This window comes from Lichenicola sp. GTC18331 (genome assembly GCF_055386855.1).
The window spans coordinates 1603047-1621065 of the sequence record NZ_AP045015.1 but is presented as its reverse complement, the minus strand read 5'-3'; the positions used below and the strand labels follow the sequence as shown (position 1 = coordinate 1621065).

Here is an 18019-nt window from a genome sequence, read left to right as displayed (position 1 = left end):
GGCTCAGAAGATCTGCGCGGCCAGACGGGCGCGGATCTGCGCCAGGCTTTGTTCGCGCAGAAGCTTGCCGTTCTCGAACACCGGCTCCAACGCGCCGCCTTTTTCCTGTTCGGGCGTCTGGTGATCGTGCTGGACGTAGGTGCCGTCCTGTTCTTCCACCCGCAGCAGGCCGGCGGCGGAGCGCTTGGCGCCGGCCGAGGTTTTCGGGTCTTTCATCAACAGGCGCGGTTCGCCGTTCACCTGCGCCCAGGTCGCCTTCATGGCGATGGAATAGCTGTCGCGGGTGACGAGCTGATAGGAGAACGAGCCGATTCCGAACACGAGGTTGGTGGAGGCGTAGCCCTTCGCTTTCAGCCCTTCGATGATGTCGGTGGCGCGTTCCAGCGTGATGGCGTCGCCGTAGATCAGCCCGACGGCGGGATGGAGCACACGGTAGCCTTGTTCGGTGGTGGTGCCGCCGAAGATGTCCCACAGGATCTCGACGGACCCCTTGCGTGCGGGATCGCCCTCGGGCGCGTCCGGGTCGCCGCAGATGATGCGGACGGGATCGCCGGAATCCGGCCGGAACACCACTTTGGCCATGCCGTTCGCATCCGGCGTGCGGGCCAGGATCTCGGTCTTGAGCCGGCGCGTGTAGTCTTCGAGCACCTGGAAGTAGTCCCAGGTATCGGACACGATGGAGACGATGCCGCTCGGGTGGACGTCGCAGATCAAACGGCGATAGGTCTCGATCTCCTCTTCCTGGCCACCGATGCACATGACCATGTGCTCGGTGGCGGGCACGGAGGCGCCGATCAGATAGGGCGGCCGCATGTCGTCGCCGCCGTAGAAGCGTTCCGCCACGTCCAGGGCCGCCACCGTGTCCGTGCCGACGAAGGAACAGAGATGGGCCACGCCTGAATTGGCCGCGTCCAGATGCCCGCTCATGCCGCGCATGGAGAAGTCATGCCCCTGGAACGGGACGAAATCCGCGTTTCCTGTCGTCTCGATCGCGGCCTTTTCCAGCAGACGACGGAATTCGAACGCCTGGCTGGCATTCACGCAGGGCTTCCAGAGTTCGGCCGAAAGGACGGATTCGAGATAGTTGGTGAGCCAGGGGAAGCGCGGATCTGTGTTGATCACGGTGAGCGGCGCCACCTGCATCGGCACGCGCGCGCCTTCGGGAAGGGCCTTGATCAGCAAGGGAAGATGGCCGAGCCGGTGCAGGGCGCGGAAGCCTTCCACGTCGGCGCAGCCCGGCCCGATCGCGCCGTCGATGCGCGCGCGCAGCTTTTCGATCACCTCGTCCTCGGGGCGATGGAAGAAGGTCTCGTTCCACTGCCCGATCAGGAAATCCTTGATGAAGCGCTGGAGCCCGAAGAACACCATGCGGTGGTCGCTGTCGGGCAGTTCGCGCGCCAGCTTGGGCGAACGCGGGGTGAGGTTGGAATAGATGTATTCCGTGCCTGCGGGCAGCATCTTGTGGTGGCCGGTCTTGTAGAAATCGACCGCGTGCGGAGCGAAGATCATCGAACGTTCTCCTGGCCGGCGGGAAGGGAAACCAGTGTCACCTGATCGGCGAGCGACGGGTCGAACAGATTGGCGCACAGAACCTCGTCGAAGATTTCGCGCAGTTCGCCGAGGCCCTGCGAGAAGATGCCGTGCGTGACGTAGAGGCGCAGCGGGGCGCGCGTGACCGTGCGCAGGAAGCGGCCGAGATGGGTGAAGGTGCGGCCGCCGTCGCAGATGTCGTCTACCACGAGCACCGGTTCGTCGGGGCCCAGGGCGTCGAGCAGTTCCGGGTCGCGCACGTCGCCGGTATCGGGGTCGCGTCGCTTGATCGCGCGCAGCAATCTGTGGTCGTCGTCGGCGCAGGCGCCGGAGCGTTCCACCGCGCCCTTGTCCGGCGCTACCACGCGCTCTCCCTTTTTCAGATGGGGGCGGACGAAGGCGGCGGCGGGGATCGAGCGCAGCCTGGGCACCTGTTCCAGCGAGACCGGGGAATGCACGTCCCAGGTGACGATCTCGGCCCAGTCGTGCAGCGCCAGCATGCGGCCGAGAACGGACAGGGCGAAGGCCTCGCCGGTCCATGCGGCGCGGTCCTGGCGGGAATAGGGCAGGTAGGGGATCAGCAGGTGCATCGGCGCCGGGCTCAGGCGACGGATGGCGTCGCCCACCAGCATCAGCGCCATCAGCGTGTCGGAGTCGTGGACATGGGCGGTGACGTCCCAGCGTGCGACGTGCTCCGGCGGATCGAGCAGCCTGATCTGCACCTCGCCTGCGGAGAAGTTGAAGCGCTTGAGGCCGATCTCCTGCCCGTCGGCGCGGATGGTGATGCTCATCCGGAACTCCCTCGGTCGTTGTTGAGAGTAAAATGCACATTGCAAATAATAAGGACAAGTCACGGCTTTGCGAGCGCCCCGCCTGAAGCCGGATCGGCGCGACCCTGCCCGGCCCAGCGCGCTGTGGCACGGGCGGACGCGAGGGTGTAGGGAGCACGCTTTCACGGAACAGCGACCGGAAGGGCCGCCCGCTTGAAGACGGTCTCCCTCCTGCTGGCTTTGCTGGGCGTGGCCCTGCTGACGTTTCTGGCCGGCTGGTTCGGCGCTGGCGCGGTTCTGAAGGCGGTTCTGTCCGTCGGCGCAGGCGGGTTTGCTGCCCTGGTTCTCGCCCAGCTCGCCATCGATCTGGTTCTGGGCGTGGCCTGGAGCGTGGCCTGCCCCGGCATCGGATTCCGCCGTCTGTTGTCCGCGCGGATCGTGCGCGAGGCGGCGACCACCTGCCTGCCCTTCTCCCAGCTCGGCGGCATCCTGATCGCCATCCGTGCGACGTGTTTTCCCGCCACCCGCCGCCGTCATGCCGTGCTCTGGCCGGAGGCGTCGGCTGCGAACGTGGTGGACATCACGGTGGAGGTGCTGGGGCAGATCCTGTTCGTGCTGCTGGGGCTGCTGTTCCTGCTCGACCGCCGGCCGGACAGCTCGTTCGCCGGGCCGGTGGCGCTGGGCATGGGGCTGATGCTGGTGGCGATGGGAGCGTTCATCGTCGCGCAACGGAGCGCGTCGGGCCTTCTGCGCCGTATTCTGGGCGGGCTCGGGCGTCACGTGGCCGGGCAATGGCAGGAGGCGATGCGGGACGGCATCGACGCGCTGCAGGAGCGGCTGAACCTGTTCTATGCGCGTCCGGGCCGCCTGGCAGTGGCCGCCTTGGTCCATTTCGCGGCGTGGACGGCCGGTGCGGCATCGGTTTGGCTGGCCTATCGCCTGCTGGGTTCGCCGATCGGGTTCGGGGACTCGCTGGCGATCGAAGGCGTGGCCAGCGGCGTCCTGTCGGTGTCGTTTCTGGTGCCGGCGGCGTTGGGCGTGCAGGAAGCCGCCTACGTAGCGCTGGGAAGTTTGTTCGGCGTCGATCCGGCCGTATCGCTCGGCCTGTCCTTGCTGCGCCGCGGCCGCGATCTGGTGATCGGCATTCCGGCGCTTCTGGTCTGGCAACTCGTCGAATTCGTCCGTTTGCGTCGGCAAGAGGCCGGCGCACGGCCGCAACTGGAGCCTTCCGCATGAGCGCCGTTCCCGAAGCGCCCATTTTCCGCCGCCTCTGCATCGTCGGGCTGGGCCTGATCGGATCTTCCCTGGCGCGGCGCGTGCGGCAAGACCGGAGCGTGGCGGAGGTGGTGGCCTTCGATGCCGATCCCGCCGTGCGGAAGCGCGTGGCCGAGCTGGGCATCGCCGATCGCGTGGCCGAGACCGCGCAGGAGGCCGCCGAAGGGGCCGATTGCCTCGTGCTGTGCGTGCCCGTCGGCGCCATGGGACGGGCGGCCGCCGATCTGCTGCCGCATGTGCCGCCGGGCGCGGTGGTGACGGATGTGGGATCCACCAAGGTGTCGGTGATTCGCGAGGTCCTGCCGCTCGTGCCGGACGGCGTGCATCTGGTGCCGGCGCATCCTCTGGCAGGCACCGAATATTCGGGCCCGGATGCCGGGTTTTCCACCCTGTTCGACGGGCGCTGGTGTCTGCTGACCCCGATCGAGGGCAGCGAGCGCGCGCCGGCGGAGGCGGTGGCGGCGTTGTGGCGGCGTTGCGGCGCCATGGTGCAGGAGATGGACCCGGAGCATCACGACCGCGTTCTGGCGATCACCTCGCATCTGCCGCATCTGCTGGCCTTCACCATCTGCGGCACCGCCGACGATCTTCAGGGCGAAACGCGTTCCGAGGTGCTGCAATTCGCCGCGTCGGGCTTCCGTGATTTCACCCGCATCGCCGCGTCCGATCCGGTGATGTGGCGGGACATCTTCACCAACAACCGGGACGCGTTGCTGGAGATGCTGGCGCGCTTCACCGAGGATGCGCAGGCGATGGCGCGCGCGATCCGCTGGGGCGACGAGGATTTCATCGTCGATCGCATCGAGCGTGGCCGGCGTATCCGGCGCAGTCTGATCGAGATCAAGCAGGCCTGACCGGAATTGGAACGGTCTTCTTGTTCCGAAGAAGCAAGAAAGTTCTTACCCGCTCAGGGAAAGTGAGCCTGAGTCGATCATGCGGCGAGAAACAAAGTTTTTGTTTCCTCCTGGAGATTGTTCGGCTCTGACACGCTGCCGAGACCTGCCCTGCCGTACTGACGCTCCATAGCTGATACCAACCCTCCAGCTCTCAATCACGCAGATGGGCGTCGCCTCCGACGGTTCGGCTGAATACGATCCGGCGATGGCTCCGGGTCTTGAACGTATCAGGACCGACTCGCTGAATTTCGCCGAATCCCAGCCTTTTCCAGAAACGTTCCGCCGCGCCGTTTTCCTCGAGCACGGCCAGGCGGATAACATCTGCGCCTCGGCTAGCCGCGTATTCCTCGATTGCTGCATAGAGTCGTTGACCATACCCCTGGCTCCGGATGGCGGCATCTACCAGCAGGAAGCCAAGATACCACGTGCCGGGTGATGGAAAATCGCGAAGTATCGCCGCGACGGCATAGAGCTCCTTTTCGTTCTTCCAACCGAGAATGGCTTGATCGTCGGGAGATTTTTCGGATGGGACATCGGTGAAGAGCTCGAACGCATCCGCGAGGGCTGGTGCAACACCGTCCTGTAGGATGAAGTAATCGGTGCATCGACGGTAAAGGCTCTCAACATCGAGCACGTCTGTTGTCGATAATTCAATCGGAGGATCGGGGGACAGATTTCGATCATTCATAACCGGAACCTATTGGCATGGTTGGTAACCGAACGCCCACTCCTCTCTCGAAGTCCTGGTAACGGTCGGTGCGATAGGCGATCGCGCGTCACCTCACACCCAGGAGTGCCGCGTGAGCATACCGTCACAGACCGCTCGCGTTCCTCCATCCAAGGACGAATATCTTCTCTATTCTGTTTCCAATCCAGCATCCCGGCACGTATGCGGGTGATCGCCGCCGAACAGCGCGTCGAGCAGCAACCCGACCTTGTCCAGCCCGTCGGCATCGACGGTGACGGAAGGGGCGTCGAACGGGCCTTTGACGACCACCGGAACCGAGACGCGCGATCCGACCAGGCGGGCGAGCGGGTGCAGTTTCAGCGCGAGTGTCTTCTGGACGAGATCGATTGTGCCGACGCCGCTCAGCACGAGGCTGCCTGTATCCACCGCCAGGGTGGAGAGTTTCAGCACCCCGTTCGCGACGGTGCCGCGCAGGCCGAAGCAGCGGACGATCGTGTGGTTGTCATGCGGTGCGCGGGCGCCCAACTGTTTCAGGGCCGGTGCTGCCAGGGCGGAGAGCGTGTCGTAGCTCATGCCGGCGCCGGCGGTGGCCATTGCCACCGTGCCGTCGAGGCTGGACAGCAACGCCTTCGGGGTGTCGCCTCGTGCAGACAGATCCAGCGCCATGCGCAGGGTGCCGGTGACGGGGTCGCTGGGCGGCATCGGCAACCCGGCCAGCCCGAGCAGAGGGCGCAGCGGAAAATCGTGCGTGTGCACCGAGAGCCGGACCGGCACCGCGGCCGGATCGGCGATGGCGTTCACGCTCGCGGTTCCGCGCAGGGCGCCGTCCGGCATGTCGATCGACAGCGCGCCGCGGTCCAGGATGGCGTGCAGGGCCAGGGCCGGCCATTGCTGTCCGTGCCAGTCGATCCTGTCGATGCGCCAGTCCAGATCGAGCCGGTTCGCGTGACGGAGCGCGTCCCAGGGCAGGCGTGTCTGCAGGAATGGCGTGTCGCGTTTGGCCGTGCCGGAGGGCAGCAGCGTGTCGAGCGACAATCGGTCGGTGTGGAGCGTGGCGGAAAGCGAGGGGGTGCTGCCGCGTCGCAGAAGAATGTTGCCGGCGAGATCGCCTTCCTCGGTTCGCAACGACAGGGAGCGCAGGTCGATGCGGTCGAGCCCTGCCGGCACGCTGATACCGGATTCGAACGACAATCCGGTGAAGGCCGGCAGGGCGGGGGAAACGAGCGGCCGGAACCCGGCCAGTGTCGCGCTGCGAAGCGACATCTTGCCGACGAAGCCGTCGAACGCGGCGGTCTCCAGCGTCAGCCGGCCGTCGAGAGCGAATCTGTCGCCGGGATGGAGACTGCCGTTGCGGCCGGCCGTGACGGTGAGTCCGGCGCTGCCCGTGGAGCGCCCGTCGAGATGCGTCGGCAGGTCGAACCGCCCGTCCAGCCGGAATGGCTGGTCCTTGTAGCGCCCGTCGGACTGGAAGGTCGCGACGGCGCCCTGCTCCGGCACACTCAGATGCAGCTTCGACAGGGACAGGCCGGCGACATGGTCGTTCATCGACAGGCTGTCCGCCGTCATCTCGGTCCTGCCCGGATCGGGCAGCGTTCCGGCTGCCTTGTCGATCAGGTGAGTGGACAGAACCATGCCGTGCAGGGGCGGCAGCTGGAGCGAGGGCAGCAGTTGGTTGAGCTGTTCCAGCGCCGGTGCGTGCAGCTTCACGTTCAGATCGAACGCGCCGGACAGGCTGGTCGTGCCCTCCGCTTGCAACGATTCGTCGAACGCATGCGCCTCGAGCCGGGTGGTCCAGGGGGCGAACGCGTCGCCGGTCGGGATGGCGGTCGAGTGATACGAGAACGGTTTGAAGTCGCGATACACGAACACCGCGTCGAGACGCAGCGGGTCGGTCCACAGCACATGCGCGTAATCCAGCGAGCGCACGCCGATGACGTTGGTGCGTGCCGGGAAATGGAACGTCAGCATGCCGTTCTTGACGTGAGCGGTCTCGATCGAGAGGCCGGGGGCGTTGTTGGCGTGTTTGGGTGTCGCCGCGGCGCGTTTGAAGGTCCAGTTCGGAACGCCGTTCGCCGGTTCGAACAGGATATTGGGACCGATCAGGGTCAGCCGAGTGACGACGAGTCGCCAGTGCAGCAGGGCGAGCAAGGAGAGCCGGGCGTCGATCCGGTCGACGATGGCCATGTCCGGGCGCGATCCGCCCGGAAGATTGCTCAGGCGAATACCGGAGAACGACAGGGTCGGTTGCAGAGCCCAGCTGATCTGGATCGGGCCGTCGATCGAGAGCGTGCGTCCGGTCTGCGCGGCGACCAGCGCCTCGATGCGCGGTTTGTAGCGGTCGGGCTGGATCAGCGATGCCGCGACGACGAGTCCCGCCGGCGGCAATGCGACCACAACCGCGCCGATCGCGATCGCCCATCGTGTCTTTCGTCCCGCCACCGTCCCTCCCGTGTCGGCCGCTCACGGGCGGGCCGAACACGGTGGTGCCATCTGGAAGGGAGCGTGGCCAGTGCGAGCGCCCCCGCGTGGCGTGTCGAACGGTTCAGCGCCGCGGCCTCAATGGGCGATGAACAGCCAGGCGATGGCGGAAAAGGGCATCAAGGCGAGGGAGAAACGGATCGCCAGATCAGTGGTGGCGGTCAGGCTTTCCGGGGGCAGCGGATCGGCGCGGTTGGCGGTACGCAGGACGGCGTTGGCGAAACCGGCGGCGCGGACGCTGTGGAGGCTGATGCTGTTCATGGTGCTTCCCTTTCGTGTTTCTGGCCAGTGCGGCCACGAAAGAGAGGTTGCATCAGGCGTGCCAAAGCCTAAGCTCTTGAAATAGAAGGTTTATTTCTGCCGTGCCAACATAACGATGCCAAATCGCGCCAAGATTTCCATTTCTGGACTCGTTCTTGGCGAATTAAGCCATGTCTGTTCAAATGATGCTGGTCCAGCGCCGTTCATCCTGTCTCGGCAGCGGTACCGCTTCGTCGGTTTCGTGGTCGAGCGCGACGATCAGCGAGGTGAACAGCAGACCCAGCGCCAGAACGGCGCCACTGGCCAGCACGACCATCATCCAGAACGACATCGAGCGTCTCCTTTCCGCGAGATGTCTGCTCTAGCGCAGTCTCGCGGAACGGATTCGGGCGAATTGTAGCGGGTTATTGCGGCGTGGCGGCGGTCGCGCCTGCCTGCGGCGTGCCGGCATGCGACACGACGGGGCTGATCACCGGCAGCGGCAGGGTATTGTGTGCCGGCGTGGCCGGTTTCGGCCCGCCCGTTGCGCCGGGGTCCGGATACCAGTCCGGCACGGTGGCGCGCTTGTCGTCTTCCACCGATTTCAGGCGCGATTGCTGAAGCTGCCGATACAGCGAACGCTGGGTGGCGTAGGGATCGAGGGCTTCCTCGTTCAGCTTCTTCAGATCGTCGATATGCGGCGCGACCGCATCCACCGCCGACAGACCGGTGGAGATGGCGTTCATGTGGTTCACGCCGTTGAAGGTCACCCAGGTATAGGGGTTCACCGCCGAATCCACGCCGCGCCCGATGCCGTCGCGCACGCCGGACGGCCCGAACAAGGGCAGATAGAGATACGGGCCGGCGGGAATGCCCCAGACCGCCAGCGTCAGGCCGCCATCGGCGGAATGATCCGGGTAACCGATCGACTTGGCGACGTCGAACACGCCGCCGATTCCGACGGTGGAGTTCACCAGGAAGCGCACGAAGGTGTCGCCCGCACGTCGCGGCTTTGTTTCCAGCACGTCGTTGGCGAACTGAACCGGCGAGCCGAGATTGTTCAGCACGTTGTGGATGCCGGTGCGCACGGGCTGCGGCAGCACGTAATTGTAGCCGCGTGCCACGGGCGTCAGCACGTAGGTCAGCAGCCCGTCATTGATCGAATAGAACACGCGATTGGTGGGTTCGAACGGATCGTTGGTGGCCTTGTAGTCCGCCAGCGCGTCCGGATCGCTTTTCGGCGGCGGGGTAGCGCAGCCGGACAGCAGCGTCGCGCCGAGCCCGGCGACGATGGCTGCCGCGCTCGTTCTGAAGCCCCGGATCGGTCGCCGCATCGTGTCACCCCATTCGCGCGTCCCGAACGATCGCGCCCAATCCGGCATGGATACGGTGCCGCGACGATCAGCGAAAGAGCAGGCGTGCCACACAGAAGAGCCGAAACGGTATGGCTCAGACCCGAAACACGTAGGTGTCGCCGGCCTTGCGCTCGATGTCGGGCGGAAAGGCGGCGCGCTTCTCGTCGAAATAGCGCCGGCGATGGTCGCCCGCATCGGCCAGATTGTAGGTCAGATACAGCACGCGTCGCTGGGTCTGCGTCAGGTTCGGCTTGGAGGCGTGCGGCACGTAGCTGTCGAAGAAGATCACGTCGCCGGGCTCGGTCGGCACTGCGACCAGACCGAGCGCATCCTCGGACAGCGGCTCCCATTCCGCCCCGATCATCTCGGTGGTGCGCGGCATGGTGGCGATCTCCAGGCAGCCGTTCTCCACCGTGGCGCGATCGATCGTCACCAGCGCGGTCACGAACAGGGGGGCGTAGCGGGTCCAGCCGGCGGCTTGGTCCTGATGCGCCTTGAAGCCGTCGCCGCCCGGATACTTGAAGTTGATCTTGTCCTTGAACAGCACGGTTTCGCCGCCCATCAGCGCTTCCAGCCAGCGGCTGAGGGCGCCGTTGCGCGCCACCTCGTCCATGGCGGGATGGAACGAGCAGAAATCCTCGATCCGCTGGATCACGCGTTGGCCCGGTTCCAGCAGGCTGTTCTCGCCGTATACCATCTGCCCGCCCGCCACTTCCGGCTGCGCGGCGATATGGGTGGTGAGGGCGACGAGCGCCTCGGTCTCTGCGGCGGAGAAGAAGTTCGGCACCACCAGATAGCCATCGCGGCGCATGCGGGCGATCTGCCCGGCATCGGGCAGGGCGGCGCCTGCACCCAGAAGGTCGGTGCGTCGTTCGGGGGCGGACAGCTCGTTCATCGCGACGGCTCCATCAGATGCGGGACCAGCGCTTCCGCCTTGGCCACGTCTTCCACGAAATCGATCTCGGTCCAGGGCAGGCCCGACACGTCCTCGAAGCCGAACCGGTTGCCGTCGCGATCGGCCTTGATCAGCGCGCGGATCGGTTCCTCGTATTCCAGCGCCTCGCCGTTTTCGGCCGACATCATCTGCCGGGCACGATCGGCCAGCTCCGCGGCCAGCGCCGGCTCGAAGCGGAAGAAGCCGACGCTTTCCCCGTGCCACTCATGCGGCGTGTCCGGGCGCTTGGCGAAGTCCACCATCCGGCCCTGCGCGTCCACGCAGATCTTCACCGGCTCGTCGCCGGGTTCCAGCTCGCGGTCGAGCAGCAGGGCGGCCTCGAAACGGCTGGCGAACAGCCGGTCGATCAGCATCTGTCCGTAGATCACGTCCGCATCCATCAGCACCACCGGCCTGCCGGAGCGCAGCACCCTGTCGCCGGCCAACATGGAGACGATGCTGCCGGTCTGCCAGTTCGGATTGCGGATCAGCTCCACCCGGGCGCTCTGGCCGAGTCGATCCAACTCGGCCGCGATCCGGTCCGCCTCGTAGCCGACGACCAGCACGATGCGACCGGCGCCGGCACGCTCCAGACGCTCCAGATGACGATCCAGCAGGCTGCGTCCGCCGAAGCGCTGCAGGATTTTCGGGCCGTGGTGATGCGGGCCCAAACGCTTGCCGCGCCCGGCCGCCAGCATCAGCACATCCGGCGCCGCGTTCGGGCGTGCGGGCAGGACGGGATCGGGGGGGAGCATATTTCGGGTGGCCGAACCGTCAGGAATGAGGCAGGAAAGAGACCGTTACATGACAGTTCGACGAGGATTTCGCAATTGGCGAACCGATACGAGCCTACCCGCGAGAATGCCGACCTGCGCGCGACGGCTCCCGCTTCCGATCGCCCCGCCGCCCCGTCCAGCCGGTTCGCCCGGCTGAAGCACATGCTCCAGGGGCCCGACCTGGCCTTTCTGATGGAAGCGCATAGCGGCCTGTCCGCGCGCATCGTCGCCGAGGCCGGGTTCGACGGCATCTGGGGCTCCGGCCTGTCGATGAGCGCCGCCATGGGCCTGCGCGACAACAACGAGGCCTCCTGGACCCAGGTGCTGGACCAGGTCGAGTACATGGCGGACGCGTCGGACCTGCCGATCCTGCTCGACGGCGACACCGGCTACGGCAATTTCAACAATGTCCGCCGTCTGGTGCGCAAGCTGTGCGAGCGCGGCGTCGCCGGCGTGTGCATCGAGGACAAGCTGTTCCCGAAGACCAACTCCTTCATCGGCGAAGCCCAGCCGCTGGCCGACATGGAGGAGTTCTGCGGCCGCATCCGCGCCGGCAAGGACAGCCAGACCGATGCGGATTTCCAGCTCGTTGCCCGGGTGGAAGCGCTGATCTCCGGCCATTCCATGGATGAGGCGCTGCGTCGTGCCGAGGCGTATCATCGCGCCGGCGCCGACGCGATTCTGATGCACTCCAAGAAGCGCACCGCGCAGGAAATCCTCGGCTTCATGGAGCGCTGGGGCGATCGCTGCCCGGTGGTGATCGTGCCGACCATGTATTACGGCACGCCCACGGACGCGTTCCGTCAGGCCGGGGTGTCCACCATCATCTGGGCCAACCATCTGGTGCGCTCCTCCATCACCGCCATGCGCGAGACCGCCGCCACCATCCGCGCCGAACAGTCGCTCACCGCGATCGAAGGCCGGGTCGCCAGCGTGAAGGACATCTTCGCGCTGATGGACAATGACGAGCTGGAGCGGGCCGGCGACCGCTACCTGCCGGTGGTCGGCGCGCCCGTCACCAGCGTCGAGCCCGAGATCGCCGCCGCCACCGGCGCCGCGGGCGATCTCGCCGCTCCGGCCGAGCCGGTGCGCGGCATCGTGCTCGCCGCGTCGCAGGGTGCCGCCCTCGGCGTGCTGACCGCCGACCGCCCGAAATGCATGGTGGATGTGCGCGGCCGGCCGCTGTTGACGCAGCTTCTGGAAACCCTCCGCCAGAGCGGCGTGCGCGAGATGGCCGTCGTGCGCGGCTACGCCAAGGACGCGATCAATGGGGAGACCGTTCCGGCGGACGGCGTGGTGCTGCTCGACAACGACGCCCATGCCGAAACCGGCGAGGTGTTCTCGCTGCTGCGCGCGGCCGAGCACCTGAACGGCGAAACCGTTCTGGTCTACGGCGACGTGCTGTTCCGCCGCTACATCCTCGACGCGCTGATGGGCGTGGAGGCGGATATCGTGGTCGCCGTGGATGCGCTGCGCCAGCGGGCCCAGAACGAGCGGGACGCGCGCCGCGCCCATCCGCGCGATCTGGTCGCGGCCGACAAGCCGTTCTCGGCCGATTATCTCGACGACGCCCCGGCGCGCCTGTCCGCGATCGGCGAGGTCGCGGCCGAGGACAGCGCCGGCGAGTGGATCGGCCTCGCCCGGTTCAGCCCGCGCGGCGCGGCCCTGGTGCGCGAGGAACTCGCCGCCATGCAGGCCGACGGCACCGCCGAACAGGCCGACATTCCGGCGCTGTTGTCGCGTCTCGCCGCACGTCACGAGGTCGCGGTGCACTACATCACCGGCCATTGGCTCGATGTGGACACGGTGGCCGATCTGGCCGACGCGCGGAACTTCCAGTGATCGCCGCCCGCCTGTTCCCCCTGCTCCTGCTTGCCGGTTGTGCGGGCGGTGCGGTGGAGCAGGCGGGCGAGACCGACGTCGCCTGCATCCATCGCCTCTACGATTTCCCCAACCGCGCCGTGCCGTTTCCGAGCGCGGTCGCGCAATGCGCGGGCGACCGGAAGCCGGATCTGACCGGGGACAAGCGGTTCCAGCTTCAGGCCAGCACCTTCAACATTCCCTATGTCGACCACGACCCGGCCGGAACGCCGGGCCTTGTCGTCACGGGAAGCCGCTTGCCGGTGCCGACCGACCAGCCCCTACCGCCGCAGCAGCAGATCCGCTGAACCGCTTGGCGGACACGCCGCGCTCCGGCTAGACCGGCGCATGATCCAAGCCCAGACCTTCCTCGACGAGGCCGCCGCGCGCGGCCTCGATTTCTACAGCGGCGTGCCGTGCTCGTTCCTGACCCCGATGATCAACCGGGTGATCAGCCGGGCCGGCAGCGGCCTCGATTATGTTGGCGCCGCCAGCGAGGGCGAGGCGGTGGCCATCGCCGCGGGGGCCTGGCTGGGCGGGCGCGGCGGCGTGGTGATCTGCCAGAACTCCGGGCTCGGCAACTGCGTCAATCCGCTCACCTCGCTCAACGTGCCGTTCCGCATCCCCGTGCTGCTGGTCACCACCTGGCGCGGCCAGCCCGGCGTGAAGGACGAGCCGCAGCATGTGCTGATGGGCCAGATCACCCAGCAGATGCTGGATCTCTGCGGCGTGCCGAACCTGCCGTTCCCGACGGCGAACGAGGCGATCCGCCCGGCTCTGGATGCCGCCGCCGCGCGTTTCGAGCGCGATAGCCTGCCGTTCGGCTTGGTGATGGAACAGAACAGCGTCGCCGAGGAGGATCTGTCCGAGCCCGCTCCGCGTGCTCTTCCCTCTGGTATTTTCTCCGATTTGCGCCGTCATGGCGAGCGCCCGAGCCGCGTGACGCTGCTGGAGCGTCTGCTCGCCGGTCTGCCCGAGCGCGCCGCCGTAATCGCCACCACCGGCAAAAGCGGGCGCGAGCTGTTCACGCTTCAGGACCGCGAGCAGCACCTCTATCAGGTCGGCTCGATGGGTGGCGCCTCCGGCATGGCGCTCGGCGTCGCCCTGACCGTTCCGGACCGGCCCGTGGTTGTGCTGGACGGCGACGGCGCGGCCCTGATGAAGCTGGGTTCGCTGGCGACGATCGGCGCGCGTCAGCCGCGTAATCTGGTGCATGTGCTGCTGGATAACGGCGTGCACGATTCCACTGGCGGGCAGCGTACCGTGTCTGCCTCGGTCGACTTTGCGGCGGTGGCGCTGGCCTGTGGCTATCGCCGGGCGATCGCGGTGGACGATGTGGCAGGGTTCGATGCGGCCCTGGCGGAAGCGCTGGCGGGCGAGGGACCGGTGATGATCCATGCCCGGATCAGGCCGGGGTCGATGAAGGTGCTGGGGCGCCCGACCGTGGCGCCGCATGAGGTGGCGCGGCGGTTCAGGGATTTTCTGCGGGGGTGAAGGCCAGGGGCGCTGCCCCTGGACCCCGCAAAGGGCGGTCGCCCTTTGAACCCTGACGTTATTCCGCGGCGGCTTTCTTCGCGGCGTGTTTGGCGTCCGCCGCGGCGGCTTCGGCGGCGGCAGCGGCGTCGGCCTCCGCTTTCTCGCCGTGGATCGTCGTGTAGATCAGCGAGGCTTCGGTGGCGTGACGGGTGCCGATCTGGCTCTGGTCCAGCGCCGAATGCGAATAACGCTCCGCTTTTTCGTAATTCGCCGAGCCGGCATGCTTGGCCGCTTCGCGATGCGCCTGCGCGGCATGCTCGAACGCGGTCGCGGCCGCCTCGTGATGCTCGACGGCCTGTTCCTTGTGGGCGGTCATGGAAAACCCTCCTTCGATGGTGGGCGCTCCAACGATCCGGTCAGGCGTCGGGTTGCAGCCCACGCACGGAACGCTCCGCCGCCGTCAGCGTGTTGCGCAGCAGACAGGCGATCGTCATCGGCCCCACCCCGCCCGGCACCGGCGTCAGCCGCCCGGCGCGACCCATCGCCTCCTCGTGCACAACGTCGCCCATCAGGCGGCTCTTGCCTTCCTGGGTCGTGACCCGGGTGATGCCGACATCGATCACCGTGGCGCCCGGCTTGATCCAGTCCCGACGCACCAGCCCCTTATGGCCCGTCGCCACCACCAGAATGTCCGCCTGACAGGCGAGCGACCCCACATCCGGCGTTGCCACATGGCAAACGGTCACCGTGCACTCTTCCTGCAGAAGAAGCTGCGCCATCGGCCGGCCGACCAGATTGGACTTGCCCACCACCACGGCATGCAGCCCTCGCAAGGTGCCCAGTTCCGAACGCAGCAGCAGCAGACAGCCCAGGGGCGTGCACGGCACCAGACCTTCGAGCCCGAGCGTGGTGCGGCCCACATTCTCCGGCGTCAGACCGTCCACATCCTTGCCCGGATGGATCGCGCCGGTGATCCGGTCGGACGAGATGCCGCGCGGCAGCGGCAACTGCACCAGAATGCCGTGCACCTCCGGATCGCGGTTCAGGCGGTCGATCAGCGCCAGAAGCTCCGCCTCCGTGGCCGAGCCCGGCAGCTTGTGCGCCACCGAGCGCATGCCGACGCCTTCCGTGTGCGCGATCTTGTTCCGCACATAGACCTCGCTGGCCGGGTTGTTGCCGACCATCACCACGGCCAGACCCGGCACCACGCCGTGCTTCTCGCCCAGGGCCGTCACCCCGTCGCGCACGGCGTCCGTCAGCCGGCGCGCATACGCCTTGCCGTCGATCAGGCGGGTCTCGATCGGGGCGGGCTGCATGCGGGACACTCCATCGGGCGCGGCGCTCTGGAACTTCCCCCGCCGAGAGGGCAAAAGAGCGGTCATGACCACGCCCATACGGAAGAATTTCAGCAGCGACAATGTCGGTCCGGTCTGTCCTGCCATCATGCAGGCGATGATCGAGGCCAATACAGGCGACGTTCCGTCCTATGGCAGCGACCCCTGGACCGAAAAGCTCACCGCCATCGTCCGAGAGCGCTTCGAGGCGCCGGAAGCGGAGGTGTTCGCCGTGTCCACCGGCACGGCCGCCAATGCGCTGGCCTTGTCCGCGCTGGTTCCGCCCTACGGCGGCATCTATTGCGATGGCGTCGCCCATATCCAGACCGACGAGTGCGGCGCGCCCGAATTCTTCACCGCGGGCGCCAAGCTGCTCACCCTCCCCAGCTCGGACGGCAAGCTGTCGCCCGAGGCGCTGCGCCGCAAGCTCGATGCCAGCCGGTCGCTCGGTGTCAACCACGTGCTGCCGACCGCCATCAGCATCACCCAGGCGACCGAATGGGGCACGCTCTATGCGCCGGACGAGGTGCGCGCCATCACCGGGCTCGCCCGCGATCTTGGCCTGCATGTGCATATGGACGGCGCACGTTTCGCCAACGCGCTCGCCACGCTCGGCTGCGCGCCGGCCGAACTGACCAGCCGCGTGGGCATCGACGTTTTGTCGCTCGGCGCCACCAAGAACGGCGCCATGGCCGCCGAGGTGGTGATCTTCTTCACGCCGTCCCTTGCGCAGGAATTCGCCCGCCGCCGCAAGCGCGCCGCGCATACCTGGTCCAAGGCCCGGTTCCTGAGCGCCCAGCTGATCGCCTATCTTTCCGACGATCTCTGGCTGGAGAACGCCCGCACCGCCAACCGCGCCGCCACCCGCCTCGCCGAAGGTCTCGCCGCGATCCCGGGCGTGGAGCTGCTATTTCCCGTGCAGATCAACGAGCTGTTCGTGGTGATGCCGGACGTGTTGATCGCTCGTCTCCGGGACGCGGGATATTTGTTCTACGACTGGTATCTGCCGGATGGCGTCGCGTCGCGGGAAGGGGCGTCGCCCGTGCGGCTGGTGACGTCGCTGGATGCGACGGAGGCGGATGTGGAAGGATTGCTGGGGGTCATTCCGGTTTGAAGGCGGCAACAAGACTCTTCATGCCCTAGATCACGCACCGACTCTGCGCGTCATCTCGAACATCCGGAAACGCGTCTTCATTGGCAATAGCGGACGCAATTGTGTGCGTCAGTTGAGATCGTCCGCGCGAGGATGCGATGCCAACAAGACTGCCGGACGCAAGCGGCACATCGCGGTGGATACGCATGGTCAACCGCCGATCGTGACGTGACCCCAGCCGGTTTCTGCGACATCCTCGCCGGTATCCACAAGCGGTGGCCGTGACTGAAAGCGCCTCTATGCCGGCGGCGCCAGGTGAAGGATTGCGAGAAGCGTCTCGACGTATCCGGCGCCATGATCGAAGCCGCCTTTGGCGCTCTGCTGCTCGGCTATATGAATCAACAGTCTTCGATGGTCATTCCACCGCAGAGTAGCAACGCAGCAAGAGATAGAACCGAGAAAACCAAAAAATACAGTTTGGATATTCCGCGGTGGAATAATGGAAATGCCTCCCGGTGTTCTACGGGCATACCGAGATCGTCGTTAAGTCCAGAGGCAGAGCCCGCCGGTGCGGGCCCATGCTGAGCTGCCCGTTACGGGCATTCGACGCTCATACGGATGGACCCATTATGACCCTGCAAAACAAGCTGGATGCGTTCAAGGCAGATTTTGAGGCCGGCAAGCCGCCCTACAACGTTCCGCACTCGGTCATCGAGACCATGCACAAGGCCACCGCCGAACTGAAAGCCTCCGGCCTCGCCGATCGCGCGAAGAAGGTTGGCGACAAAGCGCCGGTTTTCAGCCTGAGGGACCCCGAGGGCAATCTCGTATCGTCCGAGGATCTGTTGAAGAAGGGGCCCTTGGTCGTCAGCTTCTATCGCGGCGTCTGGTGCCCTTATTGCAACATGGAACTGCAGGCGCTCCAAGCAGCCTCTTCCGAATTCGAGAAGCTCGGCGCCAGCCTTGTCGCGATCTCGCCTCAGACGGCACCGAACAGCCGCAAATCCACCCGTCAGAACCAGCTGACCTTTCCGATCCTTTCGGATGAGAAGGGCAAGGTTGGCGAGGCTTTCGGCCTCAAGTTCGAGTTGCCCGGTTATCTGGTCGATCTCTACAAAAGCCTGAAGAACGATCTTCCGACCTTCAACGATGACCCGGCCTGGACCCTGCCAATGCCGGCCCGCTATGTCATCGGCCAGGACGGCACGATCGTCTACGCTGAAGTCAATCCGGACTATACGCAGCGCCCGGATCCCGAAGAACTCTTGCCAGCGCTGCGCCAGGCCAGCGTCGGCACGACCAAGGCCTGACCCC

General features: G+C 66.4%; 18 protein-coding genes. 7 read left to right on the top strand and 11 right to left on the bottom strand.

Translation table 11 applies throughout. From position 1 onward, the window contains the following. Positions 1-3 precede the first annotated feature (3 nt). Positions 4-1509: a nicotinate phosphoribosyltransferase gene (locus ACZ5BM_RS07505; RefSeq protein ID WP_498911117.1), complete on the bottom strand. Its 1506-nt coding sequence runs from the start codon at positions 1507-1509 to the stop codon at positions 4-6. Continuing rightward, a complete protein-coding gene (locus ACZ5BM_RS07500) occupies positions 1506-2321 on the bottom strand; it encodes a ribose-phosphate pyrophosphokinase-like domain-containing protein (RefSeq protein ID WP_498911116.1) in 816 nt (271 codons plus the stop codon). The genes ACZ5BM_RS07505 and ACZ5BM_RS07500 overlap by 4 nt, the downstream gene beginning before the upstream one ends. 192 nt (positions 2322-2513) lie before the next feature. Between ACZ5BM_RS07500 and ACZ5BM_RS07495 the strand changes: the two genes are divergently transcribed. After that, entirely contained in the window at positions 2514-3536 is a 1023-nt protein-coding gene (locus ACZ5BM_RS07495) for a lysylphosphatidylglycerol synthase transmembrane domain-containing protein (RefSeq protein ID WP_498911114.1), read from the top strand. Then, positions 3533-4429 carry a prephenate/arogenate dehydrogenase family protein gene (locus ACZ5BM_RS07490; protein ID WP_498911113.1) on the top strand — a complete coding sequence of 299 codons (897 nt, stop codon included), beginning with the start codon at positions 3533-3535 and terminating at the stop codon, positions 4427-4429. The genes ACZ5BM_RS07495 and ACZ5BM_RS07490 overlap by 4 nt, the downstream gene beginning before the upstream one ends. A gap of 193 nt (positions 4430-4622) precedes the next feature. Here the strand turns inward: ACZ5BM_RS07490 and ACZ5BM_RS07485 are convergent, their stop codons facing one another. The 7 genes from ACZ5BM_RS07485 to ACZ5BM_RS07455 form a co-directional block, all read right to left on the bottom strand. Further along, a complete protein-coding gene (locus tag ACZ5BM_RS07485; RefSeq protein WP_498911111.1) occupies positions 4623-5159 on the bottom strand; it encodes a GNAT family N-acetyltransferase in 537 nt (178 codons plus the stop codon). A 168-nt stretch (positions 5160-5327) separates the two neighbouring features. Continuing rightward, on the bottom strand, positions 5328-7598 hold the full coding sequence (locus ACZ5BM_RS07480; protein WP_498911109.1) for an AsmA family protein: 2271 nt from the start codon (positions 7596-7598) through the stop codon (positions 5328-5330). A gap of 117 nt (positions 7599-7715) precedes the next feature. Beyond that, positions 7716-7898, bottom strand: coding sequence for a hypothetical protein (locus tag ACZ5BM_RS07475; RefSeq protein ID WP_498911107.1), 183 nt, complete (start codon positions 7896-7898; stop codon positions 7716-7718). A gap of 178 nt (positions 7899-8076) precedes the next feature. Then, positions 8077-8229, bottom strand: coding sequence for a hypothetical protein (locus tag ACZ5BM_RS07470; protein WP_498911106.1), 153 nt, complete (start codon positions 8227-8229; stop codon positions 8077-8079). A gap of 73 nt (positions 8230-8302) precedes the next feature. Continuing rightward, complete coding sequence (locus tag ACZ5BM_RS07465; RefSeq protein ID WP_498911104.1) at positions 8303-9211, bottom strand: MlaA family lipoprotein; 909 nt, start codon at positions 9209-9211, stop codon at positions 8303-8305. A 115-nt stretch (positions 9212-9326) separates the two neighbouring features. Continuing rightward, entirely contained in the window at positions 9327-10127 is an 801-nt protein-coding gene (locus ACZ5BM_RS07460) for a phytanoyl-CoA dioxygenase family protein (protein ID WP_498911102.1), read from the bottom strand. Then, positions 10124-10921: a phosphocholine cytidylyltransferase family protein gene (locus ACZ5BM_RS07455; RefSeq protein ID WP_498911100.1), complete on the bottom strand. Its 798-nt coding sequence runs from the start codon at positions 10919-10921 to the stop codon at positions 10124-10126. The genes ACZ5BM_RS07460 and ACZ5BM_RS07455 overlap by 4 nt, the downstream gene beginning before the upstream one ends. A 75-nt stretch (positions 10922-10996) precedes the next feature. Between ACZ5BM_RS07455 and aepX the strand changes: the two genes are divergently transcribed. Genes aepX through aepY form a run of 3 tightly spaced genes read left to right on the top strand, consistent with a single transcriptional unit; the run spans position 10997 to position 14296 of the window. Then, the gene (gene aepX / locus ACZ5BM_RS07450) at positions 10997-12784 is read left to right on the top strand and encodes a phosphoenolpyruvate mutase (RefSeq protein WP_498911098.1); all 1788 of its coding nucleotides are present in this window, start codon (positions 10997-10999) and stop codon (positions 12782-12784) included. Next, positions 12781-13110, top strand: a complete 330-nt coding sequence (locus ACZ5BM_RS07445) for a hypothetical protein (protein WP_498911096.1) — start codon at positions 12781-12783, stop codon at positions 13108-13110. The genes aepX and ACZ5BM_RS07445 overlap by 4 nt, the downstream gene beginning before the upstream one ends. Positions 13111-13150: 40 nt before the next feature. Further along, a complete protein-coding gene (aepY, locus tag ACZ5BM_RS07440) occupies positions 13151-14296 on the top strand; it encodes a phosphonopyruvate decarboxylase (protein WP_498911095.1) in 1146 nt (381 codons plus the stop codon). A 58-nt stretch (positions 14297-14354) separates the two neighbouring features. Here the strand turns inward: aepY and ACZ5BM_RS07435 are convergent, their stop codons facing one another. Both ACZ5BM_RS07435 and ACZ5BM_RS07430 read right to left on the bottom strand, forming a co-directional pair. Continuing rightward, positions 14355-14654, bottom strand: a complete 300-nt coding sequence (locus ACZ5BM_RS07435) for a hypothetical protein (RefSeq protein WP_498911093.1) — start codon at positions 14652-14654, stop codon at positions 14355-14357. A gap of 40 nt (positions 14655-14694) precedes the next feature. Beyond that, positions 14695-15594, bottom strand: coding sequence for a bifunctional 5,10-methylenetetrahydrofolate dehydrogenase/5,10-methenyltetrahydrofolate cyclohydrolase (locus ACZ5BM_RS07430; RefSeq protein WP_498911091.1), 900 nt, complete (start codon positions 15592-15594; stop codon positions 14695-14697). Positions 15595-15658: 64 nt separating this feature from the next. On the opposite strand from ACZ5BM_RS07430, the gene ACZ5BM_RS07425 reads away from it, so the two are divergent. Next, a complete protein-coding gene (locus tag ACZ5BM_RS07425) occupies positions 15659-16726 on the top strand; it encodes a threonine aldolase family protein (protein WP_498911089.1) in 1068 nt (355 codons plus the stop codon). Positions 16727-17334: 608 nt separating this feature from the next. Next, complete coding sequence (locus ACZ5BM_RS07420; RefSeq protein WP_498911088.1) at positions 17335-18015, top strand: peroxiredoxin-like family protein; 681 nt, start codon at positions 17335-17337, stop codon at positions 18013-18015. Positions 18016-18019: the final 4 nt, after the last annotated feature.